The organism is Marvinbryantia formatexigens DSM 14469 (assembly GCF_025148285.1).
Classification (GTDB): domain Bacteria; phylum Bacillota; class Clostridia; order Lachnospirales; family Lachnospiraceae; genus Marvinbryantia; species Marvinbryantia formatexigens.
The window spans coordinates 1,787,275-1,806,754 of the sequence record NZ_CP102268.1 but is presented as its reverse complement, the minus strand read 5'-3'; the positions used below and the strand labels follow the sequence as shown (position 1 = coordinate 1,806,754).

Sequence of the window (19,480 nt, the reverse complement as noted above, 5' to 3'; positions counted from 1 at the left end):
GGATAACGGCGGGCTGGACTGCTGCGGCTGCTGGATGCTTACAGAGCAGGAATGCCTTTGCGGGAAAACAACAAAGGAGAAGCTATAAATGAAGAGACTGGTACATAAATGGACGTTTGCGAAAAGGATGAAGGCATTTTTTCTGGCGAGCATTGTACTGGTCTCTTTGCTCGTGCTCCTGCTGACTACCTGGATATCGGCGAACAACCTGCGCGTAAATACGGAAAAGCTGGTGCAGAATCAGCTTGAGCTGCTGGCGACGAGCTATAACGGGTCGCTGGAACAGTACAAAAATACCTGCCGGGCAATTCTGATGAACGACTCTGTGCAGGATTTTCTGGAGGGTGACAGCGACAGGGTGGTACAGGTGGAAAACCAGCAGTCGGCAAGAGAAATGCTGACGCAGATTTATAATTCCAATGACAATATTAATTTTATCGCGCTGCTGAAAGAGGATTCCGGCGAATACCTGTACCGCGGAAGCGGCGTTTCCTATGCGGATTTTGAGGATTCCTGGGAGAAGGACTGGCAGGAAAGCCAGCCGGGCAGCGGCGCCATGCGGCTTTCCTACAGCAACAATTATTTCAAGGGCTCCCAGTATACGGTTTCCGTGTACTATCCGGCGTATTCCAACCAGATTGTAGGAAAATCCTACGGGATTCTCTGTATTAATTTCCAGAATATTTTTCTGGAGAGCCTCAGTGTGAAAAAACAGATTTCGGATACAGAGTATTCTGAGCTGATGCTGGTGGACACAGAAGGAAATGTGATTTCCGGGCAGGAAATGGAGGAAGAGCAGGAGATTTCCGGCATTGCGGCATATTTAGACGGAACGAACGGCTCCTTCCAGAAAGATGGGAAGCTGGTCAGCTATTACAAAATCGGAAGCTGGAATTATTATCTGCTCAGCGTGACGCCTCTTAATAAACTGTATCATACCAGTATGCGCACCATCTGGGTGGTTTCCCTGCTGCTGATTCTGGTGATTTTCGGGCTTTCGGCAATCGCTGGCAGACAGTTTTCCCGGATTTACGCGCCGCTGGATGATATCGTGCGGGAAATGGCGCGGGTGTCCGAAGGAAAAATGGACGTGCGCATCAATGCGGAGCCGCTTGGAAAGGATTTTGAGCCGATGGCGGACGGGTTTAATACGATGATGGACAAGCTGGAAGCCTCTATGGAGGAAATCCGCGTCAAGCAGGAGCAGCTTTCCCAGACGCGCCTGAATGCGCTGCAGTCCCAGATTCAGCCGCATTTTCTGTATAATACGCTGGACTGCATCCATTGGCAGGCGGTGGCGGACGGCAACCGGGAGATTTCCACGCTGGTGAAGGCGCTGGCGTCGTATTACCGCATCTGTCTGAGCAAGGGAAAGAATATCATTCCTCTGTCGGAGGAGCTGCAGCATATTGAATATTATGTGCTCATCCAGAACATGCGCTATGATAACCGGCTTCACCTGGATATCAATGTGGATGAAAAATACCGGCAGGTGCTGCTGCCGAAGCTGACGCTGCAGCCGCTGGTGGAGAATGCGGTGGAGCACGGGATCGAGCGCCGGGAGGGCGTAAACGGCAATATTTTTATCTGGGTCGAGGAGTGCGGAAACGGCGATATCGTGCTGCGGGTGGCGAACAGCGGCAACGGCATGACAGAGGCGCGTGTAGCGCAGATGAACGAATATCTGGCGGCGAACGCGGCGGATTTCGGCTATGGCGTGCGAAATGTAAACAAACGGATACAGCTTCTTTTCGGACAGGAATACGGGCTGCACTATGAGGTCAATGCCTGGCAGGGCGTGACGGCGGCGATTACGCTGCCGGCGGAGAAGGACAGCGGTCTCTCTGACGGCGATTCTGACGCCGGAAAAGAAGCGGGAAGCTTCGGAGGAGTAAATGTATAAGGTTTTAATTGTAGATGATGAAAAAATGATCCGGATGGGAATGAGCAAGGGGCTTCCGTGGGAAGAGCTGAAGGTATCGGAGGTGTACCAGGCGGGAAGCGCGCCGGAGGCGCTGGAGATTATCCGGGAGAAGCAGCCGGATATTCTGATCACGGACATCAATATGCCGGAAATGACCGGGCTGGAGCTGATCCAGCGCGCAAACGGGCTGAAGGAGGATATGAAAATCATCGTGCTGACCGGGTACGACCGCTTTGACTATGCGCGTGAGTGCATCCGGATGCATGTGGAGGATTTGTATTTAAAGCCGATTGACGAGGAAGTGCTGACGGAGGCGATAAGACGCCAGATTGATTCGATTGAGAAGGAGCGGGAAAGCCTGGTGATGGAAAATACGCTGCGGCGTGTCCGGGGAAATACGGAGCAGATGCGTCTGGAGCGCCTGATGCGTCACCTGGCGCACCGGCGGGATACCGAAGAGGCGGAGCTGGAGTGGATGTACCGGGAGTATTCGCTCTCGCCGAACCAGGAGCTGCAGATTGCCATTTTAATTCCGCAGCAGTCCGGGATGCGCGATGAGCGGGAGGACAGCTACTGGCTGATGTCCATCAAGGAAATCTGTATCGGTCTTGTGGACGCAAGGGGACAGGGCATCACCTTTGCGGACGATGAGGGCACGGGGAGGATTCTGGTCGCATTCTTTAATCACGGGTATGTGAATGAGATTTATGAGCGTATACAGGAGCTGATCAGCATCATGAAGGATGAAATGATTGCTGCGCCGAAGATTGTGCTCGGCAGCTCGGTGAAGGGATTTGCGCAGCTTTATATTTCCTACAACGACGCTGTGCACCTTTCCCAGGAGAAGGGCGACGCGGCGAGAGAGCTGCTGCAGTCGGGGCATACCGGAAAGCGCAGTATGCTTTTTCATGAAATCTACGAGGAATTTAAGAATGCGATGTGCTCCAACGTGGGAAATTCGGAATATGTGCTGCGGGTATTTGATGCCTTCAGCCAGGCGGTGGAATCGTATAATGTCACTGTGACCAGCGTGAGAAAATACTGCTTTGATCTGGCGAACGCCGTCAGCTTTGCCTATGTGAGCAGCACGGGCGGCTCGCTGCGGCAGGGACAGTTAGAGGAGCTGATGCGTCACATTATGAATGTGGACGGACAGAATGCCTGCGAGATTACCCGGACGTTTCTGCAGCAGCTTTTCGGGGAGGAAAAAGAGGTGATCAACGACCTCATCCCGAAGGTGCGCCGCTACGTGGACGACCATCTGGAGGAGGATTTGTCGGTGTCAAGCATCGCGGCGCGGTTTTATATCACGCCCAACTATCTGTCGAAGCTCTACAAGAAGGTGACGGGCGAGGGCTGCAACGAATATATCGTCCGACGGCGGATCGAGACGGCGCAGAAGCTGCTGGAGTCCACAAACCTGAAGACCGGAAAAATCGCCGCAATGGTGGGCTACCGGGACACCAATTATTTTTCGGTGGCATTTAAAAAATACACCGGCTTTTCCCCGACTGTATTCCGCAGCCGTTTCCGCACGGGAGCAGCGGACGAGGAAGAGGAGGAATGAATCCGTCGTTGACAATGTGAAAAATATGATATATGATATAGGTATCAAATGATACTTATATGGAGGAGCATAGAGTTGTCGGAAGAGACAAAAGCACGAATTGAAAGTGAGACGGAGGTCAGAGCGTATATCCAGAATCTGAAATTTGCACTTAATAATGGGGCAAAGATAGAATTTCAGGTCAAAAGACGGGTAGATGACAAACGGAATGAAAAATATACAAATCAGTATACAGTAAATACCCTGTTTCCGGATGAAAATCCTGTAGATGCATTAAAGAGAGAATTATTAATGCTTCGCGTGGAAGATTATATGCGTACAGTGAAGGATTTCCGGTTCCCCAAAAGAAGTGAAATGCGTGAGTTTGGAAAAGTTTATAACGGCAGCGACGATGTATATATCAAAATCAGAGTAGAGCTCCTGGGAATGTACGGAGCGACCACAACATTTATAATGTCTTTTCACTTTGCAGAAAAACCGTTTGTGCCGGAAATGTTTCCGTACAGAAAGAATCGGGAGGTGTTTTCATGGAAATGAAGATTATCAGAAGTGAAAAACGTTTATGCACATGCTGTATGGAAGAACATGAAGTGAAAACAGTTCTTGCTGAGGAACAGGCAGTTTTTAAGGATGTAAAGATTGATTATGATGCATATTATTTATACTGCGACGCGGCAGAAGAGCTGTATATGGATGAACAGCAGATGAAGGATAATGATGTGCGCCTTAAAGATGCTTACAGGAAGAAAGAAGGGCTTTTAACATCCTCTGAAATCAGTGGCATTCGTGAAAAGTATGGTATCAGCCAGAGGGACCTCAGTACACTTCTTGGCTGGGGTGGTAAAACGATTACGAGATATGAGAGCCATCAGGTGCAGGACAGGGCACATGATACTATATTAAGGAAGCTTGCGCAGGACCCGGAGTGGTTTCTGGCGTTGCTGGATGAGGCAAAAGGGAATCTGTCTGCGGATGCCTGCCATAAATATCTGAATACCGCTACGGCTCTCTATGAAGAGAACCAGGATTCCTATTTACGTAAGGCTATTGAGGCAAGCTACGCGAAATATTATGGAAATCGGGAGTTTCACGGAAATACAAAGCTTTCTTTAGACAAGGCGGTAGATGTAATGCGTTATTTTGCGGCTTCGGCGCATGTGACGAATCTTTATAAAGTAAAGCTTATGAAATTGATGTGGTATGCGGATGCGCTTTCTTACAAGAAAAGAGGATTTGCGATAACCGGACTGGTTTATCAGGCTTTGCCAATGGGAGCTGTGCCGGTGGGACATAATTCTATTATCGATTTAAAAGATGTTCCGTGCGAGGAAGTAGATATGGGAGAGACCAATGCATATCATTTTTCGTTAAAGGGGGATGTCTCATTTCCGTTTCTTTCCAGGGAAGATAAGGGGATTCTGGATACCGTTATTGAAAAGCTCGGAAAAATGAGTAAGAATGAGATTATCTCTTTTATGCATAAAGAGCAGGCATATATAGAAACGATGCCCAGAAATATAATTTCATTCAGATACGCAGAGAATTTGCAGATATAATTCTGAAAGGGGTGTTTATAGATGGGACTTGTGATGAGAAAGGACGTTCCGGAGGAGCTGACGTGGGATCTTTCGGTGATTTACGATACGGAGGAAGCGCTGGAGGCGGACGCAAAGCGGCTGGAGGAGCTCGGACGCCATCTGGAGGAGACTTATAAAGGAAAGCTTGTCACGCCGCAGGCAATCAGCGATTGTCTGACGGAAGCGCAGGAGCTTTATGAAAAAGCGGGACTGCTTGGCAGTTACGGCGAGCTGGCGGTTTCGGTTGACTATTATGATGTGAAAAACCAGGAGCGCAATGAGAGAATCGGGATGCTGCTCTCGGAGGTATTCAGCCGTATCAGTTTTATTGAAAGTGAAATCCTTATGCAGGACGAGACTGTCCTAAAGGAGGCGGCGGCACTGGAAGAGGGGAATGGCAGCTATCTTCGTGAACTGCTGCGCAAAAAGAAGCATCAGCTTACGCCGGAGACGGAGCGGGTGCTGGCGGCGCTTTCTCCGGTGTTTAACGCGCCTTACCAGATTTATGATATGGCGAAGCTCGCTGATATGAAGTTTGATTCTTTCGAGGCAGAAGGGGAAGAATTTCCGCTCGGCTATTCGCTGTTTGAGGATTCTTATGAATATGAGCCGCGCACGGAAGTGCGGCGGACAGCATTCCGGGCTTTTTCAGAGAAAATCCGCCAGTATGAAAATGTGACGGCTGCGGCGTACCAGACGCAGGTGCAGTCGGAAAAGATTATGGCGAAGCTGCGCGGCTTTGATTCGGTAATCGACAGTCTGCTGTTTCAGCAGGAGGTCAGCCGCGAAATGTACGACCGCCAGCTTGACCTTATTATGGAAAGGCTGGCGCCGCATATGCGCAAATATGCAAAGCTTCTGCAGAAGGCGTATGGTCTGGAGCGGATGACGTCGGCGGATTTAAAGCTGGGCATCGACCCGTCGTATGTGCCGTCCGTTACGATTGAGGAATCAAAGAACTATATTGAAAAAGGTCTGGCGGTTCTCGGAGAGGATTACGTGGAAATGATACGGACCGCCTATCGTGAGCGCTGGGTGGATTTTGCGCAGAACCAGGGAAAATCCACGGGAGGCTTCTGCTCAAGCCCGTACGGTTCGCACTCCTTTATTCTTCTTAGCTGGCACAATCAGATGGCGGATGTATTTACGCTGGCGCATGAGCTGGGACATGCCGGACACTTTAAGGCGTGCAATGAGGCGCAGTCGGTGTACGGCGTGGATGTTTCTACTTACTTTGTGGAGGCTCCGTCAACCATGAACGAGCTTCTGATGGCGCATTATCTGCTGAAAACAAATCCGGACAAGCGTTTCCGCCGCTGGGTGCTCGGCTGCATGGTCGGCAAGACGTATTACCACAATTTTGTTACGCATTTTCTGGAGGCGGTCTATCAGCGGGAGGTTTACCGGCTGATTGACGCGGGCGGGAGCGTGCAGGCGGAGACTCTGAACCGCATTATGCGGGAGACGCTGGAAAAATTCTGGGGCGATGCCGTGGAAATCTGTGACGGCGCGGAGCTGACCTGGATGCGCCAGCCGCATTACTACATGGGACTCTATTCCTACACCTACAGCGCCGGTCTGACCATCGCGACCCAGGTATGCAGGCGTATCGAAGAAGAAGGACAGACCGCGGTCGACGACTGGAAGCGCGTGCTTGCGGCGGGCAGCACCAAATCCCCGGCGGACCTTGCCCGGATGGCGGGCGTTGATATCACCACCAGCGAACCGTTTATCAATACCATAGATACTATCGGGGCGATGATAGACGAGATCTGTCAGCTTACCGGGGAGCTGGATAACTGATGTCTGATAGAAACAATTTTAGAAAATATGGCAGAAAAAGATACTGGAAACCGTTTAAAAGCGGTTTCCTTTTTTGGCTGATAATGCCTTGACAAATGGATTTTCATATGATAAGATACAAATATAAATAAAAAATGATAAAATTGAAATGAAAGGATTATTTAAAAACGATGTGGATTCTGGAAGATGTTTTGTATATTCCAATGAAGAACACAAATACAATAAAATATGATTTTATTGCATCATCATATACACATTATTTTAATCAGAAACAGAAAAAAAGGGCGGCAGGCAAGTACCCTCATAAGGTGATAGATATGCTGAAGGAAGAAAATCTTAACAAAATAAAGAAAATGACACGATTAGAGAATAACTGGAATGGGACGGGAGGCAGTGCTTTTTCTGATACCGCTATTCATTTTTTTGAATCGATTATCGGAGCGCTTGTAAAACAGCCGCAGATAGCGCCGACGGGGCGCAACAGTCTGTTGATGCAATATGAAAAGGAGGACAAAAGTCTGCTTGCTTTTGAAGTGGGAGAAAGAAAGACAGAAAAAGTGTATATTCCTGGCGGTGATTTTTCTCTGGCGCAGGTGCAGATATTTACAGAGAATGTCAGTCAGCGAATAAATGAAAGTGTGGAGTGTTTTTATGAATCCGGAGAAAATTGAAAATACAGAAATGCTGTATCGTGCTGTCAGAATCTCTGACCCGGATGGATTTATATCCGGAAAGCCTACGGCAGCTTTATTCATGGATGAAAAAGGCGTTTCTGTGGACAGAGACGGAGAAAGAACAGAGCAGGAAATAGTAGAAACGTTTCGAAAACGTTTCGGGAGGAGAAACGATTATCATACAGCAGTAAAAATAGGAGCAGGGACTTGCAGGAGCGTAGAAACGTGTCCGTATCCTGTTGGCAATAAGAAAAATATCTATCATGCAGAGATATGGGAGTCAGAGGATGAACGGAGGGTCAGTCTGTTTAAGGCAATCCGTCTGGCGCAACTATGCAAAGAAGTATAGATTGAAAGCGAATTATTTATTGCTGAAAAAAAAGGTTTGTGGTATACTATACTCGACCTATGGATTTATGGAATCGCAATGGTTTCAAAAAGAAAAAAGGAGATGGACGAAATGGGATTAGTTACAACTAAGGAAATGTTTGCGAAAGCATACAATGGCGGCTACGCTATCGGCGCTTTCAACGTAAACAACATGGAAATCGTGCAGGGTATTACGGAAGCAGCAGGCGAACTGAACAGCCCGGTTATCCTTCAGGTATCCAAAGGCGCACGCGCATATGCGAACCATACCTATCTGGTAAAGCTGGTAGAAGCAGCGGTTCAGGAAAACCCGCAGATTCCGATTGCACTGCATCTGGATCACGGCGATACCTTTGAGCTTTGCAAGAGCTGTATCGACGGCGGATTTACTTCTGTTATGATTGACGCATCCTCCAAATCTTTTGAAGATAACATCGCACTCACAAAGCAGGTTGTTGAGTACGCTCATGCGCACGGCGTAGTAGTTGAGGCAGAGCTTGGTACTCTGGCAGGCGTAGAGGATGAGGTTTGCGTAGAGGCAGGACACGAGAGCTATACACGTCCGGAAGAGGTTGAAGAGTTTGTTGATAAGACAGGCTGCGACTCTCTGGCAATCGCTATTGGTACAAGCCACGGCGCATACAAATTCAAAGCTTCCCAGTGCACACGCAACGCGGATGGTGTTCTTGTTCCGCCTCCACTGCGTTTTGACGTTCTGGAAGAGTGCATCAAGCGTCTTCCGGGCTTCCCGATTGTACTTCATGGTTCTTCTTCCGTTCCGCAGGAATTCGTGAAGATGGTAAATCAGTACGGCGGAAATATGCCGGATGCGATTGGTATTCCGGAAGAAGAGCTTCGTCACGCAGCAGAGCTGGCTGTCTGCAAGATTAACATCGATTCCGATATCCGTCTTGCTATGACAGGAAATATCCGCAAATACTTTGCAGAGCATCCGGATCACTTCGACCCGCGTCAGTATCTGAAACCGGCACGTCAGGCTGTAAAGGATATGGTTGCTCACAAGATTCAGTACGTACTTGGAAGTGCAGGAAAGGCTTAAAGAAAGACAGAATCGGACACAGTGATGATGTCTGGCGGCTGCAGACGAATGTCGGACTGTGCAGAAGTACAAAAACAGAAATACAGACAGAAACAAAAAGGGCTCCGGGAGAAATTCCGGAGCCTTATTTATGATACGCCTGGCGGCACACGTTCTGAGAAAACCTTCTGTTCCCGGACACTCTGAGGGGCGGCTTTTACTGGAGCCGTCCTCTGACGTGGTCGGAAACCTCTCTGCGGGAGAGGGAAGGCTGGTAAATAAAATAGTAACATACGATATTCAGTCCAAGTGCCGAAATCACATCAATAACAGTGTGCTGTTTGAGGAACATGGTCGCCGCTACAATGGAAATACAGAGAAGCAGCGAGCCGCGCACTATCTGCGGATGCTTTTCTCTCAGCGCAGGACATCCGGCAACAGCAATATGAACCGCCACAGAGTTAAACACGTGAATGCTTGGCAGCACATTGGTGGGCGTGTCGATTGTCCACAGGAAACGCACCATATCCATGAAAATATTATCGCGGCGCAGGTATGTAGGACGGAGCGTGTGACCGTTCGGATATACAAGAGAAATTATCAGAAACAGCGTCATCCCGATACCGAGGTTTGTAATCAGCGCCCAGTACTGGCTGCGGTCTTTTTCGACAAAAGCGAAATAGAGCACCGCGGCAGCTACATAGCCGAACCACATGAAATACGGCACAATAAAATATTCACAAAACGGAATCAGACGGTCCCATTTTGAAACCAGCATATGCATATTGTGCACCGGTCTGTTTTCCACGTAAGCAAATACAGCAAGATAAAAAAGCAGGTAAAGAATAACCGGTACAAAATGCCGGTACTTGTTCCACAGTTTTTTTCCGGATTTTAATGTCATAGAAATCTCCCCGTTTTTATTAAAACATAACCCTCATTTACGTGCCCATTATGGCACGTTTTTGTGGAGAAAACAATAGGCATGATGACATTTTAAGAAAAAATTTAGCCTTATTTATATTTTATGAAGTTTTAAAAAAGAAAGAACTGTGCTATACTGGAAATCAATAAGACGGATGCAGAGCGCTGCGTGATTTTTAGAGAAAAAATAGAGACGATATCTGTATGCTGTCAGTGGTGCGGAAAGGACAGGAACCGCATCAGCCTGTCAGAAATGGTATTATAAATGATGGGAGAATCCGGAACGGAGGATGGAAGATTATTATGAAAAAATGGGGAAGAAAAGGAGCTGCGATGCTTTTGGGAGCGGCAATGCTGTTTTCGAATCATATAGCTCTGGCGGAGAATGTGCAGGAGGTACAGATGGAACAGGCTGTGGAGGCACAGGCAGAGACGCCGGCCGAAGCACCGGCAGAAAAGCCGACCGAGGCGCCGGTGACGGAAGCACCGTCAGAAAAGCCAACCGAAGCCCCCACGGAAGCGCCAGCGGAAAAGCCGACCGAGGCGCCCACGGAAGCGCCATCAGAAAAGCCGACCGAGGCGACGATGACAGAAGCACCGGTGGAAAAGCCAACTGAGGCGTCAACGGAAGCACCTGCAGAGAAGCAAACCGAGGCACCGACGGAAAAGCTGACCGAAGCGCCGACAGAAAAAACGACGGAGAAACAGACGGAAAAAGAGGCGGAAACAAAGGACGAATATACATGGAAAAAAGGCGGTATTTCTGTTACGGTGAAGGTGCCGGAGAGCATCACGCTGCCTAAGAATGCCGTTCTTGAAGTACAGCCCGTGAAGGCTGACGGGGATGCTTACAAAAAAGATATTGCTCTGGTGGAGAAGATATCACAGGACAGTTATTTCGGGGCATATCAGATTTATGATATCCACTTTGCAACAGCAAAGGGAAAGAAAATCAGTCTGCAGGAGTTTGAGGATGCGTCCGGTCTGCTTCCGGAAGAGCTGGAGGTGACGGTTACGTTTGAAAATCCGCTGTTTTCCGGCACAGATTTCCAGAAGGAGCGGCTTACGCTTTTCCACATCCGGAGCATGACGGAGAAAGAACTTGCCGCTGGAGGTACAGACGGGATAGACGGATGGAAGGCGGCTTTGCTGGAGACGAAAGCAGCGTATACCCCGGCGCAGGACGGCGTAACATCCGTGAAATTCAAAACGGATGGCTTTTCCGACTTTGTCTTTGCGGCGACGGGACAGGAGCCGGAGACAGAGATGCAGACTGACACGGAGAGCGAGCCGGGAACGGAAGTGCAGAACGGAACAGAGAACGAAGCGGAAACAGAAGCGCAGACCGTAACAGAAAGCGAACCGGAGACAGAAGCGCAGACTGATATAGAGAGCGAATCCGGCACGGAAAGCGAAACAGAGAGTGAGACGGCGGTGCCGGTCGAGACGGAGACCAACAATATGCCGACCACGCTGACCTCCCTGGATGCAGGGCACTGGCTGACCATCAGTCTGCAGCACAGCGGTGATGTCGCAAATGCAGATGCGCAGTATGCGGTGGCTGTCCGCGGAATGAACAATCAGAGCTTCGACGGCGTGCAGGTGCTGGACGGAAACGGCGCTCCGCTGCCGAAAAACTCTTACAATATCGAAAACGGTACGCTGACCATTACGGGGAAAGCCGGAATGACGGTGAAGCTGGAAGGGCTTGCCGCCGGAACCTACACCGTGGATGCCGGAGGAAATCATTTTGCGGATGGCGCAGATGCGCTGACGCTGGAGCTTAACCAGGATTACACCTCGGTTTATCAGACCAATGGCGCAAATAAAGACGGCACCGTTACCGGCAGCCAGATTACAGAAAACGGACCGGTCTCCATCGAAATCCGCGAGGATGCGGCGGAGGGAAGCCAGGCGACGGGAAATACCCTGTATAACCAGAACGTGGTTATTACGAATGTATATACGACAGTGAAAGCAAAGCTGACGGACAAAAGCGGAGGAAAGCTGCCGGACGGCGGTACCTTCCGGCTGACCTTTTCGCAGAGCGGAAAGACCTGGAGCAAAGAGTATACGATGCAGAACGGGGAAGTTACGGTAAAGGGACTTCCCATCGGTCTGGACGGGCAGCTTACCTCCGGGGAGTACCGGTGGACGGAGATTTCTGTTCCGGCGGGTTATGTGGCGCTGGCAGAGACACCGGCGGCGATAAAGCTGGCAAAACCGGATGCAGCATCGCCGGGCGCTTATACGGGCACGGCAGAATTTGCGACGCAGCCTGTGCAGGTGCAGGTGCTCGCAAAAGATGCTTCTTCGGGAAAGGAAAGTTCTTATACGGATTTCCCGCAGAACAGTGTGGAAATGAGCGTAACGGAGAAGGGAAGCAAAGAGAGCATCTGGAGCGGAAAAAATGGCGCGGTGCTGACCGGCAGGCTGGAGGTGGGCAAAACCTACACGCTGAAGCAGACCACGCGCCGCAGCGGATATATTATTTCTCTGGCGAGCCGTGACTTTACGGTGCAGAACACCGGCAAAACGCAGACTGCCTATACGGAAAACAGGGTGACGGTGGTGCAGGCGGGAGCAGTGCTCCAGTCGGATACCGGCAAATATCTGTCCGGAGCGACGATGGAAATCCGTGACGGCAGCGGCAAAACGGTGAAGAGCTTTACAAGCGGCTCCAGGGCGACAAAAATCACCGGGGAGCTCGACCCAGGCACTTATACGCTTGTCCAGACAAAATATCCGGGCGGACATTACACGAAGAATACGCAGGTGAGCTTTACAGTAAGCGAAAAGACCGGCACGGCAAACGCGGCAATCAGCAATGTGACGACGAAGATTTCCATTTCCAGAAAAGCGTTTGACAGCGTGGCAAAGGATGAAAGCGGCAAAGACCTGCGCTACATGCTTGCGGGCGCAAGGCTGCAGATTCTGGATTCGGCGGGCAATGTGGTCGACGAGTGGACGAGTACGGGGAACGCTTATCTCTGCGAAGGAAAGCTGAACGTCGGCGAGGAGTACACGCTGGTGGAGGTGAGCACGCCGGAGGGCTATGAGCCGGGCAACCGGGGCAGCTTTTCCACGGTAATCGGAAAATCGGTCGGCACCACGACCATTAAAATCAGCGATAACGGAAAGATTACGCCGAGCGTTACTATGCAGACAGGAAGAACACGCGGAAAAATCCGTGTGGCAAAGCGCGTTTCCTACAAGGGAACAGCAATCAAAATGAACGGAACCTTCTACTTTGCATTGTTTACCGATGCGGCAAAAACGCAGCGGTCTACGGAAGCGGGCGTGAAGTCCGTGACACTGACAGATTCGGATATTTATATGACGGTCGATTTTGACGGGCTTCCGGCGGGCACCTATTATGTAGGGGAGACGGATGCAAACGGCAATCTGCTTACCGGAAACGAAAGCAGCCAGAAATATGATATCAAATATTTTGTCGGCGAGCAGATTATTCTGAAAGCGGGCGGCAGCGCGATTGCCGAGGTGGTAAACGATTTCAGCACCGCTCCGGCAGGCGGTTATTCAAATGTTTCTGCGAAGGAACTGCAGCAGTCCTACGAGCAGGAATATGCGGGCTATGGCGGTTCGCAGGCAGCGGCGGCGGAGCTCGCGGCGGGAGCAAACGGCAGCGCCCCGGTGCAGACCGGCGATACCACGGCGATCATTCCGTATGTGATAGCAGTGCTTGCTGCGCTGGTTCTTCTGGCAGCGGCGGTGTTCTTCAAAAGAAGAAAGAAATAAACGCGCATGAATAGACGGATTGCCCGGAGCATATGCTGTAAAAAGCATGGCTCCGGGTGATTTTTTGAATATATTGATGTTTCTTTCCGCTTTTATGATTCCGCTGGTTATTTTTATCATTGTGGGATATGGTCTGCTCATGAAAAAGAATGTGTACGAAATATTTGTAAAAGGAGCGGCAGATGGGCTGAAGACGGTGGTGACGATTCTGCCCACACTGGTCGGACTGATGGCGGCGGTCGGAATCCTGCGGGCATCCGGATTTCTTGATTTGCTCTCCTCGCTTCTGGGCAGGGGCATTGCAGGGCTTGGCTTTCCGCCGGAGCTGGTGCCGCTTTCCATCGTCCGCCTGTTTTCCTCCAGCGCGGCGACCGGGCTTGCGCTGGATATTTTTAAGGAATACGGACCGGATTCGCGGACAGGACTGATTACCTCTATCATGATGAGCTGCACGGAAACGGTTTTTTATACGATGAGCGTTTATTTTATGACGGCAAAGGTGAAGAAAACGCGCTATACGCTGGCGGGCGCCTTGCTTGCCACCTTTGCGGGAATTGCCGCCAGCGTTTTTCTTGCGGACCTCGTGCACGGGTAAGAAAAAATTTTTATTTATTTTTGCAGACAGGAGTACCGGATATGATACGGCGCTCCGGAAAAATTCAGATACGGAAGTTCTCCAGCAGCTCTTTCGTGAATGGATGCTGTGGATTTTTTATTATCTGCTCCGCATCGCCCTGTTCTACAAACGTGCCTTCTTTCATAACAGCAATTTCGTCGCAGAACCATTTTACCACATCCATATCATGAGAAATGAAAAGGTAGCTGAGCCCCAGTTTTTTCTGCAGCTCTTTTAAAAGCGTCATCATCTGGGCCTGGATGGACACGTCCAGCATGGAAGTGGGTTCATCCAGAACCAGAATACCGGGTTCCAGTGTCAGCGCACGGGCAATCATAATCCGCTGCGCTTCTCCGCCGCTGATTTGATGAGGATAATGAGTCAGCAGAGTCTCTGGTATGTCGACCAGCTCTAAAAGCTCTCTCATCCTTTTTTCTCTCCCGGCTTTATCATACATCCGGTGGATTATCATGGGTTCCATAAGGCTGTAACGGATTTTTTTACTGGGGTCAAGGGAGCTTTCCGGATGCTGGAAAATAATTTGAATTTTCCTGGAAAGCGCCTGCCTGTTTCGTTTTGGGGCGGTTAAAATATCTTTTCCATCAATCCGGATTTCTCCGGCGTCAGGGCGGATAAGGGAGAGCAGCATCCGGGCGATCGTGGATTTTCCGCATCCGGAATTGCCGACGATCCCGAAGGTTTTTCCATCCGGAATACAAAAGGAAACCTCCTGGACTGCCTGGGTTTTCTGCTTTTTCAGAATACCGCTCTGAAAGCTTTTTGATAATTTATATATCTCCAGCATATCGGTTGCACCTCACCAGTCTGCCGTCCGGAAGCTGTATTTCCGGCGGCAGAGTCTTTCTGCATTTTTCTGTTCCATAAGGGCAGCGCGGATAGAACCGGCATCCCTTTGTCTCTGAAATCTTTCCAGGGTCCGCGCGCCGGATAGGATGCATTCCCTTTTCCGGCAGAGAAGCAATCAGCCCCTGGGTATAGGGGTGCGCCGGATTTTCCAGAATCTGCGCCGTTTCTCCCTGTTCCAGGACGGTTCCTTTATAAAGCACCATCAGTCTTTTGCAGAGCGCGCCTGCCAGGGCAATATCATGGGTTATCACAATCATTCCTCTGGTTTCCTGCTCTGAAATTTCTTTCAGCACCCGGTAAACCTGTCGGCGTAAAATAGCGTCCAGCCCTTTCGTCGGCTCGTCCGCAATCACCCATTCGGGCTGCTCCATCAGACCAAGGGCGGAGATTACTCTCTGGTTCATTCCTCCGCTGAGCTGAAAAGTGTAAGCACGGTTAATTTTTTCCGGTTCCGGAAAACCGAAACGAACCAGAAGGGCGTCTCTGCGATTCCGGGCTTCTTTCCGGGAAAGACTTTTGTGCGCTGTTACACCTTCTATAAGCTGCTTTCCGATCCGGCGGATAGGATTTAACGATTCAGAAGGATTCTGGGGAATCAGGGCTATCTCCTGTCCGCGGATTTTCCGCATTTCTTCCTGTGTTAAATTGTAAAGATTGCGCCCTTCGTACATACAGCTTCCCTCTACCACTGCATTTTTGGGCAGCAACTGTAAAATAGACATACCCAGCACGGATTTTCCGCTTCCGCTCTCGCCGATCAGTCCGGTGACAACTCCCTCACCGAACAGGGCGTGAACATCTGTCACTACCTGGCTGACGCCGTTTTTTTCTGGAAATGAAACACATAGATTCCGAATTTCTATATCCTTGCTCATAATTGTTCCTCACATATTTTTTATCTGGTCGTCACGGACATCAAAGTGATCCCGCAGCCCGTCGGCAATCATATTTACAGAAAGTGACAGCAGGACAATGCACAGACCCGGAGCTATTACCAGAAGGGGATTGCGCCGGAAGTATTGTCTGGCATCGCTGATCATTACGCCCCAGTCCGGGGTGGGCGGCTGCAGACCAAGTCCCAGATAGCTGAGGGAAGCCACCGAAATGATGGTGCTGGCTACTCTGGTGGCAAAAATAACGCAGATAGTTCCTAAAAGATTGGGAGAGATATGGGAAAAGAGGATCCGCATATCTTTTGCCCCGACGGTGCGCAGACCGTCTATAAAATATTCCTGCTTGATTTTCATCACCTCTCCCCGGACAATACGGGAAAAACCGACCCAGGAATTAATAACGATCGCAATCAGCATACTTTTGACGCCCTGCTCCAGAATACCGGCGATCGCAATCATTAAGATAAGACCGGGCAGTCCCTGAAACACGTTGGATACCGCTGTAATAATCACATCCACCACGCCGCCGTAGTAACCCGCCAGAAGCCCGATGAGGCAGCCGATTGCCATAGAGAGCGCTGTGGCTGCCAGAGCCAGTACGATAGACTGCCGCCCGCCATACAGAACGCGGCTTAAAATGTCGCGGCCGATGCTGTCTGTTCCAAGAGGATGCTCGCGGGAAATTCCCTGCATGGCGGCGGATAAATCAGATTCCAGCGGGTCATAGGGAGCAATCACAGGGGCAAAGATACTGCAAAATAAAATAATCGCCAATATGCCTATTGCAAGTTTTGTTTTCAGCTTCATCCAACTTCCTCCCCAGCACGGATTTTCGGATTAATTGCAATATAGATTAAATCAATTAATATGGTCATCAGCACATAAACGCTTCCGGAAAACAGGACATACGCCTGGACAACATAATAATCCTTGGACTGTACTGCCGAAATAGCATAGCTTCCGATACCGGGCAGCGCGAAAATGGTTTCAACGATGGATGCTCCGCCCAGAATGCCTGCCATATGATTTCCCAGATACGTTATTACCGGAATTAGGGCATTGACAAAGGCGTGACGAAAAACTGTCTGCCGGTGCTTTAAGCCCTTTGCATCAGCCACCAGCACGTATTGCCGCCCGATTTCATCCAGAATTGCACTCCTGGTCAGCCGTGCGCACACTCCGATGCTGGGGAGCGCCAGCGTTACAGAAGGGAGAATGTAGCCTGCCGGAGTCATAAGACCGCTGGTAGGCAGAATTTTTAATTCTTCCGCAAAAATATAAATCAGTACAATAGCGATCCAGAAGCCGGGAACGGATAATGCCACTGTGCAAATGCCGCCAAGAATATGGTCCAGAAGGCTGTCTTTAAACATTGCCATTAATATGCCGAAGCCAACGCCAAAGACGGTAATCAGCACCATAGCATACAGCGCCAGACGCATTGACAGAGGGATGCGCTTCTGGAGCTGCTCCAGAATACTTTTCTGCGTAAAAAAGGAACGTCCCAGATCACCTCTGGACAAATTTTTGACCCAGTTCAGATATTGGACCGGCAGAGGTTCATCAAGTCCCATCTTCTCTGCCATAGCGTCATATTGCTCCTGCGTGTAGGTGTCGTCTCCGGTTGGATTCAGTACCTGGTCTACCGGGTCGCCGGGGGATGAAACGCCCAGAGCAAACGCTACAATACTGATTCCTATCAGAACCGGAATCAGCATAAGGATTTTTTTGAAAAGATATTTGATCAGCGTCATCTTTTTTCCTCAAAAATATTAAGAAAGAGCGGGATGCCGTAAAGCGGCACCCCGCAGCTTTTTCATATGCGTGTATTATTCGGTCCAGGAAATGGTAGGAAGCCCGACGCCAAATGTTCTTCCGGCGTAATTTTCAATGGCAACGTTGTGAATATTTACGTTGACCTGGTAGCAGATTGGGCAAACTGCCATATCCTCGTAAAGAATGGTCTGAATCTGGTCGTAAATCTCGCCGCGCTCATCTACATCTGCGATGGTGGTGGCTTTTTCTACCAGCTCATCAATCTCCGGGTTGTAGTAGTTCAGACCATATTGTTTGTTGGAAGTACCATCGCTGGTAAAGTATGCTTTAAAGGTGGAAGCCGGGTCGGCATTGTTTAAACCGGATACGGTCAGAGCCATATCAAAATCTCCCTCAGCCTGACGCTCTTTGTAAATATTGGAATCCAGGATTTCAATTTCGATGTTCAGACCGATTTCCGCGTACACCTGCTTCATATATTCTGCAACGGCTTTACAGTTGTAATCAGAAGCCGTATTGGAACGGATGATCATGTTCATATCTACCGTCTGGTCACCAAGTACCTCGGCGGCAAGTTCTTTTGCTTTTTCCATATCATATTCGCCCTGGATATCCAGATGGAATACAGACTGATTGCTCAGATAGGAATATGCTGGTTCAAGAAGACCGCCGTAGAGAACCTCACAAATGGAATCTCTGTCTGTAGCAAGGCTGACGGCATTGCGTAGCCGGGAATCAGAAAGATATTCATTCTGGCAGTTGAAGGTGATGTACTCGACCATATGGCTGGGTGTAATATCCATTGCAAAGTTCGGGTCTGTATTGCACAGGTCCTGGGCAGCGTCCATTGTGATAGCGCCGTTATCAGCCAGTCCCATTACTTCGCCGGATTTCAGTGCGGAAATTCTGGTTTCTGCTTCGGGAATGCAGCGGATACGGAAGGTTTTTACATTTCCCGGCGTTCCGTAATAGTCGTCATTTCTTTCCAGAAGAACATATTCGTTTTCTTTGTGGTCGATGATTTTATAGGGACCGGTGCCGATAGCATAGTCGCTGATTACGCCGGTTTCCTCATCAAAGCAGTTCGGGCTGAACATGGGGCTGCCGTAATCGGACAGATTATATTCCAGCGTGGTAAGAGGCTCCGTAAATGTGCATTTGATTGTAAAATCATCTACCTTTTCCAGCGTATCCAGATTCGGGAAGGTCTTTTCAATGCTCAGAGACGTATAGGTGGAGGTAAGGTCCTTGCCCCAGCGGTCAATATTTGCCAGGCATACGTCTGCGTTAAACTGTACGCCGTCTGTAAAGTAGGCATCCTGACGCAGATGCAGAGTCCATTCGGTACAATCATCGTTGTGCTCCCAGGATTCTGCAAGCCAGGGCTCTATTACGCCGCCGTTGTTTACGGTCAGAGCTTCCCAGACGAAGGTTCCTTCCCAGCAGTAATAAGCGTCGCCGCTTCCCTGGATTGCGTCCCGGTAGGTAGCGATTACCACTTCATCTGTTTCGTTCTTTTCATTGATGGCGGCCGTGCTCTCCGCCATGACAGCTATGCTGCTTCCAGAAAGCATGGAAATGGACACAGCAACTGCCAGCAACGCTTTCGTGATTCTGTTTTTCATGTTTTTCCTCCTTGAAAATGTGTGCGAAATGCACGGCGAAGAATAAAAAGAGCGATAAACTTTCTTC

At 49.7% G+C, this 19,480-nt stretch carries 16 protein-coding genes; 10 read left to right on the top strand and 6 right to left on the bottom strand.

The genetic code is table 11. The features are described 5' to 3' along the window. Window positions 1–88: 88 nt before the first annotated feature. From NQ534_RS08725 to fba, 8 genes are all read left to right on the top strand, one after another. A complete protein-coding gene (locus NQ534_RS08725) occupies window positions 89–1,903 on the top strand; it encodes a sensor histidine kinase (protein WP_006860589.1) in 1,815 nt (604 codons plus the stop codon). Continuing rightward, window positions 1,896–3,491, top strand: a complete 1,596-nt coding sequence (locus NQ534_RS08720; RefSeq protein ID WP_006860590.1) for a response regulator transcription factor — start codon at window positions 1,896–1,898, stop codon at window positions 3,489–3,491. The genes NQ534_RS08725 and NQ534_RS08720 overlap by 8 nt, the downstream gene beginning before the upstream one ends. A gap of 75 nt (window positions 3,492–3,566) precedes the next feature. Continuing rightward, window positions 3,567–4,028 carry a hypothetical protein gene (locus tag NQ534_RS08715; RefSeq protein WP_242655307.1) on the top strand — a complete coding sequence of 154 codons (462 nt, stop codon included), beginning with the start codon at window positions 3,567–3,569 and terminating at the stop codon, window positions 4,026–4,028. Beyond that, the gene (locus tag NQ534_RS08710) at window positions 4,019–5,047 is read left to right on the top strand and encodes a type II TA system antitoxin MqsA family protein (protein WP_143115743.1); all 1,029 of its coding nucleotides are present in this window, start codon (window positions 4,019–4,021) and stop codon (window positions 5,045–5,047) included. The genes NQ534_RS08715 and NQ534_RS08710 overlap by 10 nt, the downstream gene beginning before the upstream one ends. 21 nt (window positions 5,048–5,068) lie before the next feature. Next, window positions 5,069–6,871 (top strand): oligoendopeptidase F, encoded by a 1,803-nt coding sequence (pepF, locus tag NQ534_RS08705; RefSeq protein ID WP_006860593.1) that lies wholly within the window; start codon window positions 5,069–5,071, stop codon window positions 6,869–6,871. Between the two features lie 317 nt (window positions 6,872–7,188). Then, window positions 7,189–7,542, top strand: a complete 354-nt coding sequence (locus NQ534_RS08700) for a hypothetical protein (RefSeq protein WP_143115744.1) — start codon at window positions 7,189–7,191, stop codon at window positions 7,540–7,542. Further along, entirely contained in the window at window positions 7,523–7,894 is a 372-nt protein-coding gene (locus NQ534_RS08695) for a hypothetical protein (RefSeq protein WP_006860596.1), read from the top strand. The genes NQ534_RS08700 and NQ534_RS08695 overlap by 20 nt, the downstream gene beginning before the upstream one ends. A 111-nt stretch (window positions 7,895–8,005) precedes the next feature. Then, window positions 8,006–8,974 (top strand): class II fructose-1,6-bisphosphate aldolase, encoded by a 969-nt coding sequence (fba, locus tag NQ534_RS08690; protein ID WP_040781987.1) that lies wholly within the window; start codon window positions 8,006–8,008, stop codon window positions 8,972–8,974. A gap of 196 nt (window positions 8,975–9,170) precedes the next feature. On the opposite strand, the gene NQ534_RS08685 is transcribed toward fba, so the two are convergent. After that, window positions 9,171–9,857: a phosphatase PAP2 family protein gene (locus NQ534_RS08685; RefSeq protein ID WP_006860600.1), complete on the bottom strand. Its 687-nt coding sequence runs from the start codon at window positions 9,855–9,857 to the stop codon at window positions 9,171–9,173. A 323-nt stretch (window positions 9,858–10,180) separates the two neighbouring features. On the opposite strand from NQ534_RS08685, the gene NQ534_RS21370 reads away from it, so the two are divergent. Both NQ534_RS21370 and NQ534_RS08675 read left to right on the top strand, forming a co-directional pair. Next, a complete protein-coding gene (locus tag NQ534_RS21370) occupies window positions 10,181–13,636 on the top strand; it encodes a SpaA isopeptide-forming pilin-related protein (protein ID WP_143115745.1) in 3,456 nt (1,151 codons plus the stop codon). Window positions 13,637–13,682: 46 nt separating this feature from the next. Continuing rightward, window positions 13,683–14,231, top strand: a complete 549-nt coding sequence (locus tag NQ534_RS08675) for a spore maturation protein (protein WP_006860603.1) — start codon at window positions 13,683–13,685, stop codon at window positions 14,229–14,231. Window positions 14,232–14,295: 64 nt separating this feature from the next. Here the strand turns inward: NQ534_RS08675 and NQ534_RS08670 are convergent, their stop codons facing one another. The 5 genes from NQ534_RS08670 to NQ534_RS08650 all read right to left on the bottom strand — a co-directional run bounded on the left by NQ534_RS08670 (window position 14,296) and on the right by NQ534_RS08650 (window position 19,413). Beyond that, window positions 14,296–15,057, bottom strand: coding sequence for an ABC transporter ATP-binding protein (locus NQ534_RS08670; protein WP_006860604.1), 762 nt, complete (start codon window positions 15,055–15,057; stop codon window positions 14,296–14,298). After that, window positions 15,041–15,994, bottom strand: a complete 954-nt coding sequence (locus tag NQ534_RS08665) for an ABC transporter ATP-binding protein (protein ID WP_006860605.1) — start codon at window positions 15,992–15,994, stop codon at window positions 15,041–15,043. The genes NQ534_RS08670 and NQ534_RS08665 overlap by 17 nt, the downstream gene beginning before the upstream one ends. A 9-nt stretch (window positions 15,995–16,003) precedes the next feature. Beyond that, window positions 16,004–16,819, bottom strand: coding sequence for an ABC transporter permease (locus tag NQ534_RS08660; protein WP_006860606.1), 816 nt, complete (start codon window positions 16,817–16,819; stop codon window positions 16,004–16,006). Further along, window positions 16,816–17,766, bottom strand: a complete 951-nt coding sequence (locus tag NQ534_RS08655; RefSeq protein ID WP_006860607.1) for an ABC transporter permease — start codon at window positions 17,764–17,766, stop codon at window positions 16,816–16,818. Before NQ534_RS08655 ends, NQ534_RS08660 begins: the two co-directional genes overlap by 4 nt. Window positions 17,767–17,841: 75 nt before the next feature. Next, entirely contained in the window at window positions 17,842–19,413 is a 1,572-nt protein-coding gene (locus NQ534_RS08650) for an ABC transporter substrate-binding protein (RefSeq protein WP_040781989.1), read from the bottom strand. Window positions 19,414–19,480: the final 67 nt, after the last annotated feature.

What these genes read in the sequence shown, in the direction of transcription:
- NQ534_RS08725 (WP_006860589.1), top strand. Translation starts at nt 89, where the DNA reads ATGAAGAGACTGGTACATAAATGGACGTTTGCGAAAAGGATGAAGGCA.
- NQ534_RS08720 (WP_006860590.1), top strand. Translation starts at nt 1,896, where the DNA reads ATGTATAAGGTTTTAATTGTAGATGATGAAAAAATGATCCGGATGGGA.
- NQ534_RS08710 (WP_143115743.1), top strand. Translation starts at nt 4,019, where the DNA reads ATGGAAATGAAGATTATCAGAAGTGAAAAACGTTTATGCACATGCTGT.
- pepF (WP_006860593.1), top strand. Translation starts at nt 5,069, where the DNA reads ATGGGACTTGTGATGAGAAAGGACGTTCCGGAGGAGCTGACGTGGGAT.
- NQ534_RS08700 (WP_143115744.1), top strand. Translation starts at nt 7,189, where the DNA reads ATGCTGAAGGAAGAAAATCTTAACAAAATAAAGAAAATGACACGATTA.
- NQ534_RS08695 (WP_006860596.1), top strand. Translation starts at nt 7,523, where the DNA reads ATGAATCCGGAGAAAATTGAAAATACAGAAATGCTGTATCGTGCTGTC.
- fba (WP_040781987.1), top strand. Translation starts at nt 8,006, where the DNA reads ATGGGATTAGTTACAACTAAGGAAATGTTTGCGAAAGCATACAATGGC.
- NQ534_RS08685 (WP_006860600.1), bottom strand. Translation starts at nt 9,857, where the DNA reads ATGACATTAAAATCCGGAAAAAAACTGTGGAACAAGTACCGGCATTTT.
- NQ534_RS21370 (WP_143115745.1), top strand. Translation starts at nt 10,181, where the DNA reads ATGAAAAAATGGGGAAGAAAAGGAGCTGCGATGCTTTTGGGAGCGGCA.
- NQ534_RS08675 (WP_006860603.1), top strand. Translation starts at nt 13,683, where the DNA reads ATGGCTCCGGGTGATTTTTTGAATATATTGATGTTTCTTTCCGCTTTT.
- NQ534_RS08670 (WP_006860604.1), bottom strand. Translation starts at nt 15,057, where the DNA reads ATGCTGGAGATATATAAATTATCAAAAAGCTTTCAGAGCGGTATTCTG.
- NQ534_RS08665 (WP_006860605.1), bottom strand. Translation starts at nt 15,994, where the DNA reads ATGAGCAAGGATATAGAAATTCGGAATCTATGTGTTTCATTTCCAGAA.
- NQ534_RS08660 (WP_006860606.1), bottom strand. Translation starts at nt 16,819, where the DNA reads ATGAAGCTGAAAACAAAACTTGCAATAGGCATATTGGCGATTATTTTA.
- NQ534_RS08655 (WP_006860607.1), bottom strand. Translation starts at nt 17,766, where the DNA reads ATGACGCTGATCAAATATCTTTTCAAAAAAATCCTTATGCTGATTCCG.
- NQ534_RS08650 (WP_040781989.1), bottom strand. Translation starts at nt 19,413, where the DNA reads ATGAAAAACAGAATCACGAAAGCGTTGCTGGCAGTTGCTGTGTCCATT.